14 protein-coding genes are annotated in these 21,330 nt (G+C 36.3%); 5 read left to right on the top strand and 9 right to left on the bottom strand.

The genetic code is table 11. The features are described from left to right. Window positions 1–13: 13 nt before the first annotated feature. Together HNS40_RS06090 and dnaB are read right to left on the bottom strand one after the other, a co-directional pair. The gene (locus tag HNS40_RS06090; protein ID WP_172278730.1) at window positions 14–1,300 is read right to left on the bottom strand and encodes an asparagine synthetase B; all 1,287 of its coding nucleotides are present in this window, start codon (window positions 1,298–1,300) and stop codon (window positions 14–16) included. Further along, window positions 1,284–2,855, bottom strand: a complete 1,572-nt coding sequence (gene dnaB, locus HNS40_RS06085; protein ID WP_172278728.1) for a replicative DNA helicase — start codon at window positions 2,853–2,855, stop codon at window positions 1,284–1,286. Before dnaB ends, HNS40_RS06090 begins: the two co-directional genes overlap by 17 nt. A 488-nt stretch (window positions 2,856–3,343) precedes the next feature. Between dnaB and HNS40_RS06080 the strand changes: the two genes are divergently transcribed. The 5 genes from HNS40_RS06080 (at window position 3,344) to HNS40_RS06060 (ending at window position 10,174) form a co-directional block, all read left to right on the top strand. Continuing rightward, entirely contained in the window at window positions 3,344–3,913 is a 570-nt protein-coding gene (locus HNS40_RS06080) for a gluconate 2-dehydrogenase subunit 3 family protein (RefSeq protein WP_172278726.1), read from the top strand. After that, window positions 3,913–5,604, top strand: a complete 1,692-nt coding sequence (locus HNS40_RS06075; RefSeq protein ID WP_172278725.1) for a GMC family oxidoreductase — start codon at window positions 3,913–3,915, stop codon at window positions 5,602–5,604. Before HNS40_RS06080 ends, HNS40_RS06075 begins: the two co-directional genes overlap by 1 nt. 325 nt (window positions 5,605–5,929) lie before the next feature. Next, window positions 5,930–6,928 (top strand): lysylphosphatidylglycerol synthase transmembrane domain-containing protein, encoded by a 999-nt coding sequence (locus HNS40_RS06070; RefSeq protein ID WP_172278723.1) that lies wholly within the window; start codon window positions 5,930–5,932, stop codon window positions 6,926–6,928. Between the two features lie 550 nt (window positions 6,929–7,478). Next, a complete protein-coding gene (locus tag HNS40_RS06065) occupies window positions 7,479–7,868 on the top strand; it encodes a hypothetical protein (RefSeq protein ID WP_172278721.1) in 390 nt (129 codons plus the stop codon). A 242-nt stretch (window positions 7,869–8,110) separates the two neighbouring features. Beyond that, on the top strand, window positions 8,111–10,174 hold the full coding sequence (locus HNS40_RS06060) for a TonB-dependent receptor (RefSeq protein ID WP_172278719.1): 2,064 nt from the start codon (window positions 8,111–8,113) through the stop codon (window positions 10,172–10,174). Between the two features lie 523 nt (window positions 10,175–10,697). Here HNS40_RS06060 and HNS40_RS06055 read toward each other — a convergent pair. The 7 genes from HNS40_RS06055 to HNS40_RS06025 all read right to left on the bottom strand — a co-directional run bounded on the left by HNS40_RS06055 (window position 10,698) and on the right by HNS40_RS06025 (window position 21,320). After that, a complete protein-coding gene (locus tag HNS40_RS06055) occupies window positions 10,698–11,312 on the bottom strand; it encodes a hypothetical protein (RefSeq protein WP_172278717.1) in 615 nt (204 codons plus the stop codon). A gap of 7 nt (window positions 11,313–11,319) precedes the next feature. Then, complete coding sequence (locus HNS40_RS06050; RefSeq protein ID WP_172278715.1) at window positions 11,320–12,768, bottom strand: PglZ domain-containing protein; 1,449 nt, start codon at window positions 12,766–12,768, stop codon at window positions 11,320–11,322. Then, window positions 12,761–15,529 (bottom strand): DEAD/DEAH box helicase, encoded by a 2,769-nt coding sequence (locus tag HNS40_RS06045; protein ID WP_172278713.1) that lies wholly within the window; start codon window positions 15,527–15,529, stop codon window positions 12,761–12,763. The genes HNS40_RS06050 and HNS40_RS06045 overlap by 8 nt, the downstream gene beginning before the upstream one ends. A gap of 6 nt (window positions 15,530–15,535) precedes the next feature. Beyond that, window positions 15,536–16,534, bottom strand: coding sequence for a virulence RhuM family protein (locus tag HNS40_RS06040; RefSeq protein WP_172278711.1), 999 nt, complete (start codon window positions 16,532–16,534; stop codon window positions 15,536–15,538). Between the two features lie 24 nt (window positions 16,535–16,558). Then, window positions 16,559–17,557 (bottom strand): DUF2971 domain-containing protein, encoded by a 999-nt coding sequence (locus HNS40_RS06035; RefSeq protein ID WP_172278710.1) that lies wholly within the window; start codon window positions 17,555–17,557, stop codon window positions 16,559–16,561. Between the two features lie 85 nt (window positions 17,558–17,642). Next, entirely contained in the window at window positions 17,643–18,662 is a 1,020-nt protein-coding gene (locus HNS40_RS06030; RefSeq protein ID WP_172278708.1) for a putative phage abortive infection protein, read from the bottom strand. Between the two features lie 9 nt (window positions 18,663–18,671). Next, window positions 18,672–21,320, bottom strand: a complete 2,649-nt coding sequence (locus HNS40_RS06025) for a DNA methyltransferase (RefSeq protein WP_172278706.1) — start codon at window positions 21,318–21,320, stop codon at window positions 18,672–18,674. Between the last annotated feature and the right edge of the window lie 10 nt (window positions 21,321–21,330).

Here is a 21,330-nt window from a genome sequence, read left to right as displayed (position 1 = left end):
TATAGATTTATTGTTAAGTCTTGCGCTTCTTTTTCTTAGCAGCAGGAAATAAAACATTATTCAAGATTAGTCTATAACCAGAAGAATTGGGATGGATATTCAAATCGGTTTTAGGATCACCCACTAAATGGCGATAATCCTCAGGATCGTGTCCACTATAGAAAGTCCAAGTTCCTTTACCAAATTCTCCATGGATATATCTGGCTTCACCCTTGCCTTTGTTTTCTCCAAGAACCAGAACATTTGGCTTTAGTGTGTTTTTATTAAAAGCGGTGGTTTGTCCCATAAATCCTCTCACCACAGATTCGTGATTCTGACAAAGCATGGTAGGAACAGGATCCCATTTGGCTGAGAATTCGAAGAGGGTAAATAAGTCATTCTTTTGCTGAACTCCTCTTTTTACTGGATCTACATCTATATTTGAGATTTCATATTCTTGAGGATTCTGAGAGATTCTAAAGTTGGTAAAAGCCACACAATTATCATAATTCAGTTTTTGCTGTGCTTGAGGATCTGCAGGATCTCCATCAAACATCACTTCGCAAATATCTACTCCTTCGGCGGCCAACGCTACATCGAAACTATCTGGTGCCGAACACATGGCGAAAAGATAACCGCCACCCATCACAAAACCACGAATGGTTTTAGCTACTTCCAGTTTTAATTGAGACACTTTGGCAAAACCCAAAGCATGGGCTGTGTTTTCGGCTTCTTTCTGATTCTCAATATACCAAGCCGCATTTCTATATCTGGCCCAAAACTTACCATACTGTCCTGTGAAATCTTCATGATGAAGGTGAAGCCAATCATAAGTGGGCAATTTCCCATCAATAACCTCCTCATCGTAAATTACATCGTAGGGGATTTCTGCATAGGTTAAGGCCATAGTGACGGCATCGTCCCAAGGTTGTTTGTTTTTTGGTGAATAAACAGCGATTTTAGGTGCTTTATGAAGCTTTATCACATCCATATTAACGTCTGGAGCAGCAATATCACTAATGATGGCTGCGGCTTGTGCATCTGCAATGACTTGGTAACTCACACCTCTGATATTGCACTCATCCTCAAAAGCTTCATGATAAGGAAACATAAAACTACCACCTCTATAATTGAGAAGCCAATCTACGCTCACCTTTGATGAAATCACCCAAAAGGCCACCCCATAAGATTTTAGATGATTACTCTGAGCTTCATCCATGGGTAGGAGCATATAGGCTGCTTTAGATTGATTAGAAATCATCAATAAAACAGCGATGATAAGAAGGATAAATCCTCTTTTTATTTTAGAAAGGCATTTCATTTCCTGCGTCTTGGTTTTCAATGAAAGCCTGATCATCAGGAATTTCATCCATTTTACTTTTTACTCTCTTGGTATTCGAAGCAGAATCAAATTCATGGTTTGGTGTCATGGCGTCGTCTGGATTAAAGTCGAAGCTGGCCAAATCAGCAAACTTGATATATTTACCGATAAACTTCAAATATACAGAATCCAAGGAACCATTACGGTGTTTTGCAATGATGATTTCTCCTTTTCCTCTTAAATCAGTACCATCTTCATCTTCGGTGAAGTCGTAATACTCTGGGCGATAGATGAAGATTACCATATCGGCATCCTGCTCAATCGCACCAGATTCACGAAGATCGGAGAGCATAGGCTTTTTCAAGCCTCCTCTAGTTTCCACCGAACGATTTAGCTGTGACAATACCAGAACGGGTACATTTAATTCTTTAGCTAAGGCTTTAAGGGAACGTGAAATGGTTGAGATTTCCTGCTCACGATTACCATTATTATCACCGGCTCTCATCAATTGGATATAATCCACTACAATCAATGAAATACCATGTTGTTCTTTCAAACGACGACATTTCGCTCTTAATTCAAAAACCGAAAGGGCAGGAGTGTCATCAATATAGATAGGAGCATCTTCCAATGCTTTTACTTTAGTGTTCAGCTGTTTCCACTCGTCTTCTCGGAGGTCTCCTTTTTTCAATTTCTCACCAGCAATTTCAGTTTCTGCAGAAATCAAACGAGTGGCTAACTGTACCGAGGACATCTCCAGCGAGAAAACAGCAACAGGGAATCCGTTGATGGCAGCATTACGAGTAAGAGAAAGCGCAAAAGCCGTTTTTCCCATACCAGGACGAGCTGCAATTACTACTAAATCCGATTTTTGCCAACCTGCAGTCAATCTATCGAGTTCGGTAAAGCCGGAAGGAACACCTCTCAACTTACCTTCAGAATTTTTGGCTTTTTCCACTTCCTTAATGGCTTCCACTACCAGACTTCTCATATCGGTAGATTCTCTACGGAAGTTGTTCTCACTGATATCAAACAAGCCTTGTTCCGCTTTGTCTAAGAGGTTAAATACATCGGTAGAATCCTCAAAAGCCTCTTTAATAGTAGAAGAAGAAACGTGAATTAATTCCCTAAGAATATATTTCTGAGCTAAAATTCTAGTATGGAATTCAATATTGGCAGGAGAACCAACACGATTGGTCAATTGTGCGATATAATAGGCACCACCCACTTCTTCCAACTGTCCCAACATTTTCAATTTATTGGTTACCGTCAAAATATCGATAGGTTCGGTATCAGCAAAAAGCACAGAAATAGCATGAAATATTTTCTGATGGGCTTCCTTATAGAAAATGTCTGGTTTTAAAATATCAATTACAGAAGTCAGAGCATCTCTTTCTAAAAGTAGGGCACCCAATACCGCCTCCTCCAAATCCACAGCCTGAGGTGGAATTTTACCCATATCAAATGGGCCCGGAGCAATGGTGTTCTTGCGAGCTAAGCCCGTGTCATTTTGCGAAAAGCCGTTATTTTTAGTTTGTGTTTTCTGATTTTCCATAGCTGCAAAAATAATAGTAAAAGGCGCATCTTATCATACTCTTCATGTTTTTTTTTAACATCCTCCTTTTTTCAGCCAATCATACTATCAGAACTCTTGTTTGTAGTGCCTCCTATAGGGAGGAAACGAATTCATTCTCTTGTCATTCAATGGGTTGAGTGTTGTATATTGTTGATTTATAATGTCTTTCGATGGAAATAACGATTTTCAAGAAAGTTGAAGTTTTATTTAAGAAGCCTTAAGTCTTTCTGAAGATGAATGTACCCAATGAAAGCCCTTTGTTTTCTGTAATACCTATGTAATATGGCTTTACCAATAAGGACATAATGGATCCTTTGCCAATGTCTCTACCTTATTTTACCTTTGTGGTTTAAATCAAAAACATCATTAAATTTGTAAGATTACACCCTTCACTACGATCCAATAAATGCATGACAGATAAAACAAAATTCATACCCAAAACGCTGCAATCTCCGCAAAAATGGAGGATGCAAAGAAGACAATTCTTGAGAGTCCTTCTGGCCGGAGCTGTGGCTACTCAGATTCCATGGTGGATGGCCTGTAGCTCTGGTAAGAATCAAACCGCTGACTATAGCCTAAACGAAGAGCAGCAAAGTATATTAGTTTTAGTGCAAAATTTTCTTTTCCCTGCTGATGGAAATGGACCAGGAGCCGTGGATTTTAAAGCCGAAAAATATATGCAATGGGTTTTAAGTGATGAGAACATGGACCCAATAGAAAAAAAATACTTCATCAATGGATTAGCATGGGTGGAGGAGACTGCCCAAGAAGAGAAAGGGCTATCATTTTTAGAATTATCAGAAATGGAGAGAGAAGAAATTTTAGAGTTGATTAGTAAAGAAGTTTGGGGAGAGTCTTGGTATTCCATGAATCTGAACTTTATATTTGAAGCACTTTTATCCGATCCTATTTATGGTGCTAATATGGATAAGCAAAGCTGGAATTGGCTGGAGCATAATCCAGGACATCCTCGCCCCATTGAAGAAATGAAATATGGAAACTTCCTCAATTACGTCAATCAAGAAAACAAAAGCTAATGCCAAAAGAGAAGAAATACGATGTTTGTATTATAGGAAGTGGCGCTGGAGCTGGACCAGTGGCCTATGAATTGGCTTTAGCGGGCCATCAAGTTCTGATTTTGGAGAAAGGCCCATGGATTAAAACCAAAGACTTTAGCAAAGATGAAATAGTAAGCAGCAGAAGAAGTGTCTATACACCCAAGCTCAAGGATGAGCCCCAAGTTATTGAGAAACAAAACTCAGATGGGGAATGGATAGCACGCTCCAACTATGAAACAGGCCAAGATATGTGGAATGGAAACTGTGTGGGCGGTTCCTCCAATTTCATGAGCGGATATTTCAATAGATTAAAACCCAATGACTTTCAGTTATTATCTAAATATGGCGAAATAGAAGGGGCCAATATTGTTGACTGGCCTTTGAAATATGAAGACCTAGAAGCTTATTATGCCAAAGTGGAGCAAATTATTGGTATTTCAGGAAAAGTGATTCCCCATCCAATGGCAGAACCTCGTTCTACTACTGACTTCCCTTATCCTCCTTTAGCGGAAAATGTAGCTGCCAAATGGGTAGATCAAGCTGCTTTGAAACTCGATTATAAATCACTCGTCCTTCCAAGAGCTATATTAAGTCGCCCCCAGAGCGATAGAACCCCATGCTATTATTCGGGATATTGCGGAAGCTATGGTTGTAGTAGCGATGCCAAAGGCAGTTCAAGAGCTGCTCTTTTAAATAAGGCATTAAAGTCAGGAAACTTGGATGTCATTCCCAATGCCAAGGTTTTTAATTTGGAGGAAGAGCATCAAAAAGTAGTGGTGGCACATTATTATGATATTGCAGGTCAGGCGAAAAAAGCGACTGCCAAAATATTTGTAGTGGCTGCTCAAGCCATTGAAACTTCCCGCCTTTTATTGATGAGTAAAAGCCCTAATTTCCCCAATGGATTGGCTAATAATTCAGGGCAAGTGGGGAGAAATCTAATATTTTCTGGAGGAGGTTCTGGTAGTGGAGAATTCCATAGAGAAGATTTAGACGAGGCGAGCTGGAATCAGTTAAAGGCTTTTGGCGTATTTGTAAATAGAACAATCCATCAATGGTATGAAATAGAGGAAGAGCCTTTTGCAAAACCCGTAAAAGGAGGGAGCATTGACTTTTTAATGGAGCATAATAATGGAATCACCAGAGCCATACATCAGAAATGGGATAATGAAGGAAACCTGGTTTATGGCAGCAAGCTCAAAGAAAAGCTCAAGCATTATTTCACCGAATTGAGGAGTCTAAACTTTGAAGTTTTTGTGGATTGGTTACCAACAGATGACTGCTATGTGAAATTAGCCGATGAGGTGACCGACAAGTGGGGAGATCCTGTGGCGCATATTAGAATTTATAACCACCAACACGATGTGGAAGTTGGACGAGTTTTAGCAAAAAAGGCGGAAAATATATTAGCAGAAATGGGAGCCAGAAATATCAGCTCTAATATTAGCGGTGCGCCTCCTCCGAATTTAGTAGCTGGAGGCTGTAGATTTGGAGCAGATCCTCAAACATCGGTTCTCAATCCCAATTGCCAAGCCCATGAAGTCAGTAATTTGTTTGTAACCGATGGAAGCTGGATGCCCACCGGAGGTAGCGTTACCCATACTTGGACCATCTATGCCAATTCGTTTCGTGTGGCTGATATTATCAAGGGAAAGCTTGTTAATCAATAAGAAATGGTATATTTAATTTTCCCTGATTTCCCCGAGCCCAAGGGGAGTCAGGGAAAAGCTTCAGCAAAATGATTAAATTGAAAAATAGATATTCTTAAGTCATTAACCGAAGCGTCAGCTGAAGGGGCAAAACAACAAAATTATTTCTTATTGGTAATTTTAGTAAATTGATATGAGACAGATTAGTAACAAGAAAAGCTTGAAAAAAGTTTATAATTGATTAACAGCCCTATCCTCCTAAAATATTTACCTTTGCGAAGCAATGAATCACGAAGACAGCCGAAAATACACACAGCTAAAGAAAAATCTTAGCCCATCTAAAATTATGATTCCAATCGTATTGGGATTGGGAATGGTGGCTTGGTTGATGTATAATGAAATCAATCCGGAAACCTTTAGCTTCTTTCAATGGACTGCTGCTGCTGGATTTTGGATATTCATTAGTTTTTTGATGATGGCCATTCGTGATATTGCCTATATGTGGCGCATTAGGATTTTGACCCATCAAAAAATCACCTGGAGAAATACCTTTGATGTGATCATGCTCTGGGAATTTAGCTCTGCAGTGAGCCCAAGTGTGGTAGGCGGAACCGGGCCAGCCATATACTTTCTCTATAAAGAAGGTTTGAATCTGGGTAAAAGTACGGCAGTGGTCTTAACGGCTATTTTCCTCGATGAGCTCTTTTTCATCATCATGGTACCCCTAATGATTCTATTCTTCGGAAATATGGCTTTCCCCCATGAATCTTTATCGTTTTTAGGGAATTTAGTGATTTACTTTTGGATAGGATATGGCATTATTTTCATTTATACCCTCCTCCTTCTTTATGCTTTATTTATTAATCCTCATACCATAAAAAAACTGCTTTCCTGGGTTTTTCTATTGCCATTTTTAAAACGATGGAGATTAAAAGTTCGTAAACTTTCCAATCAATTAGTGATTACTTCTGAAGAATTTAAAGGCAAAAGTTTTAGCTTTTGGTTGAAGAGTTTTACCGCTACTTTTATTAGTTGGACAGCCAGATATTGGGTGGTGAATTTCCTTTTTATGGCTTTCTTTTTTAGCCATCTGGGGCTCGTTGACCATTTTCTCATCTATGCCCGTCAACTCACCATGTGGATTATTCTATTGATTAGCCCAACTCCTGGAGGCAGTGGTATTGCAGAATTTGTCTTCAAGGATTTCTTAGGCGATATCATCCCCAATTTAGAATGGGCCGTTCCTTTGGCTTTGCTTTGGAGGGTGATCAGTTATTATCCTTATTTATTAATTGGGGCTATTGTGTTGCCTCGCTGGCTCAGAAAAGTATTCTTTAAGAAGTGATTGTCATATAAGGCCAATTTTTTCGTTACGCTCTTACTGAAAACAAACATTTGCAAAAGCAAACTTTTTGTTATTCAGCAATCACAAGCCTCAAACTTGACCTTACCTGTCTAATCACCCAAAATAATTAGATGTCATATAGGAATTTGTAAAATTACCCCGAGTTTCAACTCGGGGTAATAAAGCTTCTCGTTTTTTTTAAGTCGGCCAGAGGTTTATCCTTCGAAGCTTTTGCTTTCCCATATCATTCTTTAAAAGAAGGCTGAAGGCCTTCAATATGAATAGCCATGGGCATCGCCCATGGTTATGAATGTGAAATATATTATTGGTCGGCTAGAAGAACTTTTTGGTAACAATCTCTTATTACCGACCAATAAAGGGATTAACATTAGCCTAAACAGCTCCTTTTGATTTCATTTATTTGCTTTGATCCATCCTTTTAAAAATTCAACAGGATATTGAATAGAATATATTAAATTTGAACAGTAAATCCCATCTTCAATTCAGGTATTTGGATGCGTAAATAAATTGGAATAAATTTGCAAGGCAAATGACACAGAAAATTCTTTCCATATTTTTAGTGATGGCTTTCATGTCTTACCAATCCTATCATACATTGGTATATATCAACTATTATGTGAATTACGATTATTTTGTGAATGTGCTCTGCGAGAATAAAGACAATCCAGAGAAGCCAGCTTGTAATGGAAAATGCCACTTGAATAAGCAACTAGACCAGCAAAAACCTGCGCAAGAGGAGCATCCTTTTTCGAAAACAGTGGCTCCAATATTCTATCCTGAGATTATCGCTATTTTGTTGCAAGGAGAAAATCAAAGCTTTGAACATATCAATGGAGGAAGTCATCATTGTTTGTCCCCTCCCCAAATTGCTCAGCCTTTTTTAGATAATATTTTCCATCCTCCCAAAATGCTAGTTTAATTTTCTTGAACATACAGTTTTAATAAAATAATCTCAATAGAATGCATAGCTACCCTAAAAGTCCTTTGTGGAACTTTGAGTGATCTTTGTGCCTTTTGTGATATGGCTTATTTAGTTATTGCACAAAGAAGGCTCAAAGAAGTACCAAGATTCACAAAGAAAAGTGAACTATACCTTCCTATTATTGACTTTAAGAATGCCTCATTGGGATTATATCTCATTCAAAACAAATCAAAAATTAAATGAACAAAATCAAATACATTTTGGGTATCTCCATCATTTTGCTTGGCATGAATAACTATGCCCAACAAGTGGATACCACATTAAATATTTCTGGACTTGAAGTTTTTGGCAACAGCCTAGGCACCGATGAAGAAATAAAAATTACAGAAAACAACAGAAGCAAAGAAGATGTGGGGAAAATCATCAAACAAAGCCCCAATATCAGCCTCATCAAAAGAGGAAACTATGCTACCGACCCCGTCATTAGAGGATTCAAAGCCGACCAATTACAGCTTTTGAGCAATGGTTTTATGCAATCCAATCCTGCTTGTCCCAATAGAATGGATGCCCCCACTTCTCATATTAATCTAGAGGATTTAGAATCCATAGAAATTATCAAAGGACCTTATAGTGTGAGATATGGAATGAATACCGGTGGTGTTTTAAATTTTAAATCCAAAGACCCAAGGGCAACAGATTCTTTTCAAGTACATGGTTATGCAGGATGGTTCTATCATACCAATGGCGAAAGTACCGATGGTCAAGCCAGAGTTCAAATTTCTGATAAAAAATATCTGCTTAAAGTTTATGGTGGACTTAAAGACTTCGGAAATTATAAAAGTGGAGACGGAACAGAAATCCTTTCCAGCTTTAAGCATTCCGATTATGGTGCGCAAGCCGCTTGGTTTATCAATCCTAAAAACCAGATTATCTTAGATTGGAAACAATCCTTTGCCAAAGATGTGCTTTTTGCTGGATTGCCCATGGATGGCGATTTTGACAATTCCAGTACGGGTGCACTGCGTTATCTCTATAAAGATGCAACAAAGAAAATCTATAGAGCCGAGTTTAAGGTTTTTGGGAATATGATAGACCATCAGATGAGTAATCACCGACGTCCTAATCTAAAAATTGTGGATGCCGTTTCTGCATTGCAATCACAAACCTATGGTGCACGTGGCGAATTATCCTATCGTATTTCGGAAAATCATCATCTTTTGTTTGGTGCCGATTATAAACTCATCGGAAAGCAAGGGGATAGAACGAGAATCGTATTCCAGAATCCTTGTACCGGCATGGTGATGGATCCGCCAAAAACAATCATCGATGCGATATGGCAAGATAGTAAGCAGAGCGATTTGGGTGTTTTTATAGAATCTAATTGGCAGATTTCTGATTTATGGCAATGGAAGGCAGGGGCTAGATTCGATATGGTCTCCTCCGATATTCAAGAGCCTGCTCCAGATTTTGAAGCCCTCTATCCTGATTTAGGCCAAAAAGACGATGTGGCTTTTATGCTCAACAGTAGATTGAATTATAAACTCTCAGAGGGGATGTTTCTAGAATGGTCTATAGGTTTGGGACAAAGAGCACCAGAACTGATTGAAAGATACCTCAACCATTTAACCGTGGGTATGGATGCTTATGAATATGTGGGGAATCCGAATTTGGAGATGGAGCAGAACTTCCAAAACGATTTGAAATTCAAGCTCAATAAGCAGAAATTCTCATTGGAGGCAGGAGTGTTTTATGCCTTCGTAAAGAATTATATCCAAGCCAATTTAGACACCACCTTAAGCAAAAAGTTTATGCCTTGCATGGAGCCTAAGTATGCCAAGCGTTATGAAAATGTGGAGGATGCTAGATTATATGGATTCGAGGCAGCATTGAAATATACCTTCTGGAAAAACTTGAATGTATATGGAACAGGATCTTATACCATAGGAGAAAACGTGACTATGGATGAGCCTTTGGCAGAGATTCCACCCATGGAGTTTAATCTTGGCTTAAACTATGAGAGCAAACGCTGGGGCGCCACTTTTAACTCTCGCTTTGTGATGGAGCAAGACCGAGTTTCTTTGAGTTTTAACGAGAGCAAATCCGATGCTTTTCAGGTATTCGATTTATCGGCACGCTATCATATAGGCAGAGGTTTAAATGTGACCATGAACATAGAGAATATCTTCGATGAAAACTATGTGGAGCATTTAAGCAGAGCATACAAAAACCAAACACCAGGCACAAATATGGTGTATTATGAGCCCGGTAGGAATATTATATTGGGGCTGAGTTTTAAATTCTAGCTTTAATTTTGCATCATTATAAAAACCTGACTTTCATTTTTGATTGTTGGGTTTTTTTGTGGGTTTGAAGTCAGGTATAAGGCTCGTTTAACTCAATTTTACTTTCATTAACTCGGTCAACGAAAAAGAGAAGGGTAATGCTGAAGCTCGGCCTCCCCTATATGAATCTAACTTGGTAATATCCCATTTGATATTTTCAAACTCCTGCTCATTGACCTCCTCAATTTTATAAACTAGATAGTATTGATCTTTTTTTGTTAGGTCTTCCTTATAGTTAAGTCTTTCTAAGGTCTTTCTTGAAAATATGCTGGACTAGTTTCTCTGATTTTTGATAGCTTGTAGATTTCTATTCTTTCCATAAGTTCAGGCCAAGTATTCATTTACTTCTTTTTGCGGCTTTACTTCATAGATATCAAAAGTTCAATATGAAATTTTTTCTCATTGTGTGCTCTTTTTAAAAATGCATAACCTGAATTGATTGGCCAGAGGTACAAAGAAATTATCCCATTTATATTATGACTATTTATTCAAAAAACAAGAAATATGGATCACTTCTTTGATACTCGGGTAAAGAATCAATTTTGTTTATTTTCTTAAATGATTCCTCATAGATTAATATCGATAATTTTGAAGATGGAACTATTGTTTCAGAAAACTTATATAATCCATTTGATGGTCTTGAAAAAAAACCAGCCTCTAAGAACATAGGCACAACACTATATATTCCATTCTCTGTTGCTCTATTACTTCCATAAATAGCTGATATATTTTTTTTTATAGTATCAGCATTTATAACATCTTGAACGCTAAAAAACTTCCCGAAGAACCTAAGAACATCATAGCTAAATGGAAATGCAGAGTTGAGTAATGCAATTAATATAATGTTCCTATCTGTTTTTCGTTTTAAAACAGGAGCTAATGCTTGTTTATTATTATCAAGAATACTAATGATTGGATTTTTAGGAATAATTTTATTTACTATCCGTAGAGACTTTTTTAATCTATTCTCACCATCAAAACTCAGACTTAATTGCTCTAATATATATTCATTAGAATAGCTCCCATCCAAATAACTTCTAAGAGCAATGTCTAATGTATCTAATGGTATTCGCTGGTTGATATCTATGGTCTTCTTCATATCTTATTTAAATTCTGATAAATGGAACTAATACTTCGAATAGATGACTACCCCCATGAGAAACCAAGAGATTTTTATGGCTAAAGCTTTTATCGTTTTTCATAAAAAGTGTGTTTCTTTCCCTCATAATCTCATTTTCTATTTCTGGATTATTATTCAGAAATTCCTCTGCAAGCCATTCATCAGAGTATTCCAAATGTCTTTCACTTCTACTACCAGATTTATTAGTTCCTAATTTCTCTCTACCATTTAATGAATGAATGCCTTTAGATTCTATATTGCCATGGTCTGAAGTAATAAAAACCTGAAATCCCTGCTCCTTGATACTTTGGATGGCTTTTACAATCCCGGACCTGTAAATCCAGTTTTCGGTTAAGCTTTTTAAATCCTGATAATCGGATGAGCCATGCATTTTGGTATCTAAATCCTTATATACAATAGCATACCTTTCTATTCCTGTGAGCATTGTAGAATTATAATGGTCATATTCATACAAAATACTACCGGGTGATACTCCTTTACCAACCCAATATTTTTCCCAAAGCTTCTTCTCGTTGGCCGGATTTTGTTTATAATCCCTTTCAGGATAAGCTCCTCTAAAAATAGCTTGTCTGGAAAGTTGAGTGATAGATGGTAACCAAGAGTAGGTGATATAGTCCTCTGTTGGTAAGTTTATCTCATTTTTTAATAATAAATATTGCCAGTATGCGAGTCCATCAATAACTATTAATGCAATTTTATCTCTGGAATAATTAAACTCTAAATAATCTAATATTTTTGATACTACAGGCGGATTTTTGATAAAATTAGAATTAACCAGTTTTTTATAAGAGTCATCAATATATTCTTGAAAAACTGTATTTGCCTGTTCTATTAATGTTTTAATTTCTATATATTGCGGTGTGCCAATACAGCCATTCATTGCATTTGAAAGCAATGATACTACTTTAAACCAATTTGTATTTACTTTAAACAATTCCAGCGATAAGGTATTAACAATACTATTTAAATCAACCCTGCCTTTGTATTGACTTCTTATTTTTTGCCTGATTCTATCAACTTCAATTTCCGTTTCCGATTTACTGTAAATAGTTATTGGGTCTGCAGCAAATAGCTTATCAAGTATAGTGAAATCAAGACTTACAATAGTTGGTAAATGATAAGCATTCAAATATTGGTTCATTTCAAATTCATAATAATAAAGCTGCGCTCCCATATCTGGAACATAATCTTGTTTTTGCTTACTTAACAATATAAGTGTTTTGCTTTTATCACGCAATTCATAAGCAATCCTATGGTCTAAGCTTGTCCCTGAAACTAATTCTATCCCATTGGCAAACAATGCTTCAATAACATCCTCTCTAAATAAAAAGCCATCATTGTTTTCAACTGCAATAACCCTTCTATTTAGTGATACGAAATCATCAACTATTTTTTTTATTAGTGTATCAGCCATTGATTCTTAGTCCTATTATTTGTTTTACCTCAGGAATGATATTGTAGTTATTATTAAATTCATTGACCCAAATATCGTAATCTTCTTTCAATTTTTTTAGTTTGGACAATCTAATATTTTCAATCCCTATTTTTTCTATTCTTTGCTTTTGATATTCGAAGGATTTGATTTTGTTTTCTTTCTTAATTTTTAAATTAGATTGAAGGTGCATTTCAAGATTATCAAAACTCATTTTTAAATGGTCATTTAAAACTGTTCTTGTTAATCCAGGAAGGGCAACAGTCTCATCATTTAGCACTTCAAACTCCTTCTTACCTTGTATAAATCGCATCCAGATATCATTGGCATAGGCTGTGTATTGTTTCCCTTTCTCAGTGATGAAAAAACTTTGATAAACAGTTTTGGTTTCGAATAGATTCTTTGCTTTTATTTCCCATAAAAACCAATACCCCGGAGTCTCACCTGAACTTAATGACTGAAGAACAGAAAGCTCACCTTTCTCATCCCGATATTCCAATCCATTTAAAATACCTTGTATCCAGTTGCTTTGGAAGCTAATATTTTCAATTCCTGGGTGATTTATTGCGATTTCTTTATCGAAACTGATTTTTCTCTTTTCACCATTTAGTTTTAATTCAAGATAACCTTCCAGTGTTTTTTGAATGAATCCGCCTTGCTTATTTACGTGGAGACTAATCAAATCTTCCAACCATACTGGCAATGGACTATGCTTCACCTGACTTGCTTTATTAGGGTCAATTTCTGATGCATTCACAGTAGGTAATATCCCCTCAGTGCTTTGGAAATTTCGTAATTTTGATTTAATCTCATGGAGCCATTTGTCACCATAAAACTCAAATCTTTCAGGATTTAATAAACTTTCCATATAAAGCCCATTCACTCCTTTTAAGTCTAATGTAGAATCAAGCACATCGGAAGTTTTATCAATTCCCAACTGATTTAGAATAATACTCAATTTTTCTTCTATGATGCTATATACACGAATATCCACACTATTGTCGGTTAGCATATTAAATGCTTGTACTTTTTGTCTTTGCCCAATACGATCTACGCGCCCTATTCTTTGCTCAATCATCATAGGGTTCCAGGGCAAATCGTAATTGAAAACGATATGACAAAACTGCATATTTAGTGATTCACCGGCAGCATCGGTAGCAACTAAGACTTGTGCTGTTTCTCTAAACTCTGACAATGCAATCTTTCTATCATCCAGACTTTGACTTCCATTGATAAAAGTGGCTCGGTACCCATTGATATTAAAGAAATCGTAAAGCATTTTCTGGGTAGAGCGATACTCAGTAAAGACCAATATTTTTAAATCTGGATTTTGATTTGTCTGCTGTAATTCTTTATACTTTTTTAAAAGGGATTCTGCTTTGGCGTCTGTTTCAAATTGGATGGTGTTTCTGGCTTGTTGTATCAATTCTGATAGCATGTCCTCTTCTGCTTGCCCATCGTCTTCACTATCTGAATAAATGCCTTTATAATCCCCCACTTCGATAAGTTCTTCATCTAAACTATCTATTTCTTCAGAAAAATCTTCTATACAACTCTCCTCTTCATTTTGCAAACGATAGAGTCTGCCTTCCATGGCTGAGAGAATTGCTGCTGTGGAGCTACTCACCAACCTTTGGAATAATATCATAATCAGTCCAACGGCTGAATTATTGGTTTTCTTTGCCCTGTTGAAACCATTAATTACGTATTGGGTCACTGCATTATATAGCTCCATTTGCCGATAGTGGCGAGCTTCATCTAAGGCAATATTGAGCTTTATAGTTTGCCTTTCATTAAAGAGTTCTTTGCCTTCGTAGTCTACAGCCAGTCTTTTTTCTGTTCTAATCACATATGGTTCCAATTCTGCGATTTTAGGTAATCCTTCTCCGTCAAATGCTTCCGGGTCGAGTAATTGCAAAACCCTTCTAAAATGGTCTGACTTGCCTCTATGTGGCGTTGCAGAAAGCAAGAGCACATTGGCCACGCTATTGCATAAAGATTGCGCCAATAAATACCTGCTCACGGTTGGTGATGCACCACCCATTTTATGTGCTTCGTCTATCACTACCAAATCGAAATCGGCATTTAAAACAGCTTCTATCCGATATTTATTATACTCGTCTACTCTTTCGCTTGTCCAGCCTTGGCGCTTCTCTAATGGTTTTAGGGCATCTGTAGAAACTACTATTTGATGGTGCTGTCTCCAGAAATTAAACTCCTCATCGGCATTCATATTGGAGAATGTTCTCGCCAATGAAGTAATCATTTCTGAATCGTAGATATGAAACACTTCATTAAAATGCTCTTTCATCTCGCTTTGCCATTGCAGCATAGATGACTTTGGAACAATCACCAATACTCTTTTAATCTCCCCTCTTAATTTGAGTTCTTTAAGTATTAAGCCCGTTTCAATGGTTTTTCCCATTCCCACTTCATCGGCCAGTAAAAAACGGTTTTGCTGCGATTGCATCACTTTTTCTAAAACCAATATTTGATGGGGAAGGGGAATCAAACTGCTCTCATAAGGAGCCAGGATATTCTTTTGGGCTATTTCACTTTTTATTTTAGTAGCTAAAGCCAATAATCGAATATCCACCATGGTAATCTGGCTTTTGGAATCCTCCAACTCCGACCAAGAAACCTCCTTAATGCTTTGGTCTTCCAAATACTTTACCCAGGCAATTTTCTTGCCCAGTACTTCTTTGCTTCCTATGATTTCTATGGCTTTGCCCTGATGTTTCATTATGGCTTATTTCTTATTTTGGAGTCTTTTGATATCCTCCTCAATCTCCTTCAGACTATTCTCTTTTTCAATTTTCTTTTGCTCGTTTTTATATTTCAGATATTCTTTGTCTGCTTTATTTACCGCCTGTTGATGACTGATTTTCCCGGCATGCTCCAATAGCTCCCGGCCATTCATTTGTAGAATGTTATCCAAACGGGCTATCCAATCTTTCATATACATGGGTGTTTGTTGCTGTGCCATGGTTTCGGCAAAGGCCAGATATTGTTCCACCAATAATCCCAGCAATTTCATTTCATCTTCCTGCAGATAGTTTTTAGCGATACTCACTTCTGATTTTTTTATATTTTTCAACCCTTTCTTATCATAAGATTGCATGCCCAATAACGGCAAGCTGGCATCAACCCGACGGAAAACCAGTTCTGCGGCTGTTTGCTCGCTTATGGCCCAGAGTAATTTATTCTGTACTGTTTTAAAAAATTGAATAGTTTTCTCATCCTTAGGATCATAGTCGATACTGGTAGCATAAATATCTTTGATTTTCTGATAAAAGAATTTCTCAGAAATTCGGATTTCTCGAATCCTATCTTGCAATTCATTAAAATAATTCATCGAATTACCACTTTTAAAGCGATCATCGTTTAATGCAAATCCTTTGATGATATATTCTTTCAATCTTTGTGTAGCCCAAATACGGAATTGAGTGCCTTGCTGAGATTTCACCCGATAACCCACTGAGATGATGACATCGAGATTAAAATACTGGGTTAGATAATTTTTGCCATCTGAAGCAGTTGTCCGGAATTTCCGGACAACTGAATCTGATTGTAATTCACCTTCATTAAAAATATTGACTATATGTTCTGAAATAGTGCGTTTGTCTTTACCAAATAGCAAGCCCATTTGCGCTTGAGTTAACCACACAGTCTCCTCCATCAACTGAACGTCTATTTTTAAATCGCCCTCCTGGCTTTCGTATATCAGTATTTGACCTTTTTCTTCCATAGCTCGTTTTTCTTCCTTGCTTATTTATTGGCTAATGTTGCTTAAATCAATTTTGCTGGTTTCAACTTCAATTTCATATCCCAATCCTCGTATTGCTAATTCTTTTAACTCATCTTTTAATACACTATGATTTTCTATTCTTGGTCCAAGGATTATTTTTTCAACTTTGGGAATGGGTCTACGGTTTTTATAGGCTTCTTTTTTTGGGGGATTCAATAAAAACTCAATATATGATTTAGTTATTTCATTTCCTTCTTTTTGAACAATAATTGGGTCATATTGGCTCTTTTGGTTTTTAACAAAAGCATCCTTATTAATGACCAGTAATCTTACTTCTTTTTCTTTTTTAAAACCTTTAGTTTTATGAAAAGCAGCCAATGGTAGTAGAAAGTTTCTAACCTGTCCATGAACTTGAATTGGGATGGAATTAGAAAATTCAGTGTGACGTGCATGTAACTTCCGTAATCCATTCAGGTCTTTCTCTTTGTATTTGATTTTGCTTAAATAATGCTGATGCCAACTGTTTTGTTCTGTTTTGTCAAAAGATAATACGATTCCAACTCCTTTTCCGCAATCTCCATAGTCAAGCCAGGTATTTACTTCTTCCTTTTCATCCTGAAATTCATTCATTGATAAAGTAAAAAGATTCTGTTTGTAATCATTTATCGTTTTATCAGTTTTTGCAGGGATCGAATCAAGCAAGGCATAAGAAAGTTCCTGTGGGTCATTCATAGATAATAAGCTATACATTCTTAATATAGCACATCTTATAATACTTTTTGCACTTTCGGTGTTTGTATAATGAATGTATTTTAACGTATTCCTTTTGTATTCATATACTGAGCCTTCTATATAGCTATTATTAAGCTGCGGTGAAATTGTTATTTCATTTGGGGTATCAGCTCCAATATTAAATATAGCAGCTGTTTCTGCCTTTGGAAGTAATGGATTGACCACTTCTCTAAAGTATTTATTAGCAAGCTCATTTCCGTTATTGTAAAATATTTGTGTGTCTTTGTCCATTGTTTTTACTTGTTATTTCTTCTTTGTAATAAACACATGCTTAATTTATCTAAATTCAACAATATCAGATTTGTTTATAGTATGATTAATGCTTCTTTTTGTGTGTCCAGTGTTTCTTATTCCATGATTTTAAATAAACTAAGTTTTCTTTTTCCTTTAGATTTATCTTCTTATATGCAGATTCAGAATAATAAGGTTTATGCTCGCTTAGATTCAATAAAGAATCCAGGTTCAAATTCTTAAAAACATGAAAATCTTCAATTAATGGTTTAAATTTTTCACCATATTCTGTGATTCCATTATAAAAAAGTAAAACCAATTCATCATTTGAAAGTTGTGCTCTAACAATACTTGTATATCTGTTTTTGTCCAAAATATCGGAGACATTTACAAATTTAAATATGTGATATAGAGTTCTATAATAATGGCCAAGGTCAGGTTGATATTGTTTGAAAAAATCAATGTAAGAATACAATGCTAGATGTTTCTCGTCCTTATATTTTTGGGTATCCCAAGCCCAGTATTGTTTATTACTCTTATAAATTGATTCCAACCTTTCTTTAAAAAAAACAAAACAATCTCTCCCTGTAGAGCTGATATTTTCATAGTCTCCCAATCTTGGATCATGTATATCAGCACCAGGCTTTAGTTTTTCTTGTGTAACATCCATATCAGAAATATTATTCTGATGTATTCCTAAAAGATTAAAAAAAGTAGATTCAAACTGCTGTAGTTTAAGTGTTTCACTTTGGATTTTAAACACTTCCCTGGTCTCAGCAAGTTCTTCTCTTTGTAGTTCAAATTCCTCAATTTGTTGTTCCAGTGCCTTAACTTGTGCAATTAAGACTTCTTTATTGGTTTTGATATCCTCCCTTTGTTCATTTAATGCCACATAAAACAATATAACACCAGCTAATGCCCAAATACTTCCAACTATTCCGCCAATAAAATCTCCCAATTGGCCAACCTTATCAGATTTTATAGCAACATCCCAATCAAAAAAATGCTCATTCCATCGGAAAATAATTAGCCCTATAAAAATGATTAGGAATCCAATCCCAATAAACCATTTACTGCTTTTCTCTGTTAATAGCCATTTAAACATAATGTGGGTTTATATCTTATTACTCGCAATATCATAAAACTGCAACAGAACCTCGTCTTCCATTAAAAGATTCTCGGGTATTTTATTGCCTATTTCTACTATGGTTTTAAAATCTTTCTCTTGGTAGCAGTGTTTAAAACCAGTGCGTAAGGCTTCTACTCTTACTTCTTTTATTTTTTTGGTTTTGGGTTTGGCAGCTTCTGCTCTGTAAATTTCAAACTGCTTGAGTAGCCTTTTGGTTCTTAATTTCTCTAAATCAGCTTCGTTTTCCGGGTCGGGTTGATACCATCTACCCTCCTCATCTTTTAAGAAGTTTTCTTCCAACAAAACTTTAAGCTCCGGTAAAATATCCCCTTTTCTTAAACCACTTAAAGCCTGCATCCATTCTGGCTGAATATCCTGATAGGTCATGGCTTTTTCAGATAATTGATTCTTTAACCAAAGCACCCCATCTTGCTCACTGGCTACTAATAAAGATAATTGCACAAAATCAGGATGCTCTGCCTTCTTTTTATCGTATTCAGCTGCTTGTTCGCTGGTAAAGAACATTCCATCAGTTTCAATAAATCGTTCTCTTAATCCTTGTTGGAATTTACCTGCATCTATGGGTACTGGCAATCCTTTTTGTACATAAAAGGCGATCAATCTGTCGAATAAAATCTTTGGGCTGCGCTCTATAATGGCTGATGTTGAAGTACCAGTAATTAAATGGATGGGTAAGTGCTCTAAGTGTTCCATAATAAATTCCCAAATTGCACTATTTGTGTTTTGAGCCTTATTAAATGTCGAAATGAAGTGTTTTGAAGGTTTATAGCAACTTATAGCTAAATCCTGTCTAACCGCTGTTGCAGTAGTAATGGAACGCATACCACCTTGCTTTTTGTCTATAGCTGCTACATTGGCAATGATAAAACCTGCTCTTTGTAGTGCAGTTTGAATGCCATTCCAAACCGCTGCTTTTGTGTTACTGAACTCCACAGTCATCCATTTGCCATGTTTCAGTACTCTGTAATTCTCTTTGAAGCATTCAATCATGAGTTGTTGGTACACTAATAATGACTTGCCTTGCGTTTTATTTTCAATTGCTTCTTTTTGATTGTTTGTAAGTACTCTAAGCCAACTTTCGGGTAGAAAATTCAATTCAGAGTACATAATGTTCGCACCGAATGGTGGATCAGTAAAAATGTAGTCAATAGAGCTGTCTTCGATTCCTGTTTTTGACGCAGATCCAACATATTGAAGAATAGTATATTCATTTGATAAAAGATTAATTGCTTTTAAGTAACTTTTAATTTTATCAGATATCTGTTCTAATATTGATGTTTCAACAGGTAGGGATGGAATGTAGAATGTTCCTTTTAAATGACCAGCATTCCATCCTCCTCCGCCATAAAAGAAATTTTTTACATGAACTCTATTCATTTGAGTAGACCTATTTATCATACCGGTTAAAAGAAATTTCATTTTAGTTGGTAAAGCTGAAATCTCTATTGAATGATTTAAACCTGAAAGTGCAATCAAATTCCGTTTCGTATAAAAATGGTGAATATGGGTTATGCCAGAATTATCATTACGTCTTGATTCATCTCCTTCCGGCATTCTGTATGTTGGAACCCACTTATTATTAAAACCTGAATTTTCTATTTTTCTTATTAATTTTTGGTCATTTTCATCGGGAGTTTTTTGAAATCTTTTGTTTTGATATGTGTATACAATAAGGACTGGAACAGTTTTAATCCTATTTATAGTTTGTTCAAGTGCTTTGTCATATATTGTCTCATAAACTCTCTCGGATGATTTTTTATTATTTATTGAATTGCACACAGGGCATTCAAAATCATCAATTACTTTTTTACTGTCAAAATTCATAGCTGCATCCCAAAAAATTATTTCATGTCCGCAGTTATGGCAATTAAAAACATCACTCCAGACAGTATAATTTATCATACCTAATCCATTATCGATATGCTTTGTTTCATATAGCCATGAGCATTCATCCAATACTTCGTTCAAAATTTTTTGGGATTCTTTTTGAACAACATCCAAATCCGCAGGAGTATTGTAGTTATAACTTATAAACGAAGCGTAAGGTGATAGATCACCACAAATCGCTTTCCTTTTACCCCAATTGGGTGTGCTTCCAAAAAGAGTTTTCCATTCTTGTTCTATTTTATATTTGGTTTCATTGTCAGGGTTTTCACAAATTTGTGCTGCAACTCCTGTCATTCCTGTTCCTCCAAAAGCATCCAAAACAGAATCGCCAGGTTGGGTGTAATAAAGCAAATAACGCATTATTGCTGGATGCGGAACTTTAGTATGATAGGTGTGAGCTGTATAAATTGGATTACTTTTCCCTTCACTCACATCACTGGCATAGGGCTCATCCACAACAAAATCAGCAGAACGTTTACCTTCTTTCTCCAACTGCTTTTTTTCTTCCTCCCATTCTGCAATAAAATCGTTGAGCCAAGGGTTGGGGCAAGCGGTATAATAGGGTGGGTCGCTTAGCTTGATAATATCTTCATCTTCGCCTATGGGAAAGCCTTCCATTTTTTTAAGTTCGGGTAGGTGTTTTCTAAGTTCGTTGCGGAAATATTCGCGGCGTTCTTCTTCGCTGTTGAAGGTTTTGCCTAATACGGTGATTTTTTCTGTGTTCATTTGTTTTTGT

Source organism: Lentimicrobium sp. S6 (assembly GCF_013166635.1).
Classification (GTDB): domain Bacteria; phylum Bacteroidota; class Bacteroidia; order Bacteroidales; family UBA12170; genus UBA12170.
The sequence above is the reverse complement of the archived record's forward strand: the minus strand, read 5'-3'. Positions and strand labels throughout refer to the sequence as shown.

Bases quoted from the DNA above. Each gene is read 5' to 3' on its own strand.
- HNS40_RS06075 (WP_172278725.1), top strand. From the start codon at position 3,913: ATGCCAAAAGAGAAGAAATACGATGTTTGTATTATAGGAAGTGGCGCT.
- HNS40_RS06050 (WP_172278715.1), bottom strand. From the start codon at position 12,768: ATGGCTGATACACTAATAAAAAAAATAGTTGATGATTTCGTATCACTA.
- HNS40_RS06070 (WP_172278723.1), top strand. From the start codon at position 5,930: ATGATTCCAATCGTATTGGGATTGGGAATGGTGGCTTGGTTGATGTAT.
- HNS40_RS06080 (WP_172278726.1), top strand. From the start codon at position 3,344: ATGCAAAGAAGACAATTCTTGAGAGTCCTTCTGGCCGGAGCTGTGGCT.
- HNS40_RS06040 (WP_172278711.1), bottom strand. From the start codon at position 16,534: ATGGAAGAAAAAGGTCAAATACTGATATACGAAAGCCAGGAGGGCGAT.
- HNS40_RS06035 (WP_172278710.1), bottom strand. From the start codon at position 17,557: ATGGACAAAGACACACAAATATTTTACAATAACGGAAATGAGCTTGCT.
- HNS40_RS06045 (WP_172278713.1), bottom strand. From the start codon at position 15,529: ATGAAACATCAGGGCAAAGCCATAGAAATCATAGGAAGCAAAGAAGTA.
- HNS40_RS06030 (WP_172278708.1), bottom strand. From the start codon at position 18,662: ATGTTTAAATGGCTATTAACAGAGAAAAGCAGTAAATGGTTTATTGGG.
- dnaB (WP_172278728.1), bottom strand. From the start codon at position 2,855: ATGGAAAATCAGAAAACACAAACTAAAAATAACGGCTTTTCGCAAAAT.
- HNS40_RS06065 (WP_172278721.1), top strand. From the start codon at position 7,479: ATGACACAGAAAATTCTTTCCATATTTTTAGTGATGGCTTTCATGTCT.
- HNS40_RS06090 (WP_172278730.1), bottom strand. From the start codon at position 1,300: ATGAAATGCCTTTCTAAAATAAAAAGAGGATTTATCCTTCTTATCATC.
- HNS40_RS06060 (WP_172278719.1), top strand. From the start codon at position 8,111: ATGAACAAAATCAAATACATTTTGGGTATCTCCATCATTTTGCTTGGC.
- HNS40_RS06025 (WP_172278706.1), bottom strand. From the start codon at position 21,320: ATGAACACAGAAAAAATCACCGTATTAGGCAAAACCTTCAACAGCGAA.
- HNS40_RS06055 (WP_172278717.1), bottom strand. From the start codon at position 11,312: ATGAAGAAGACCATAGATATCAACCAGCGAATACCATTAGATACATTA.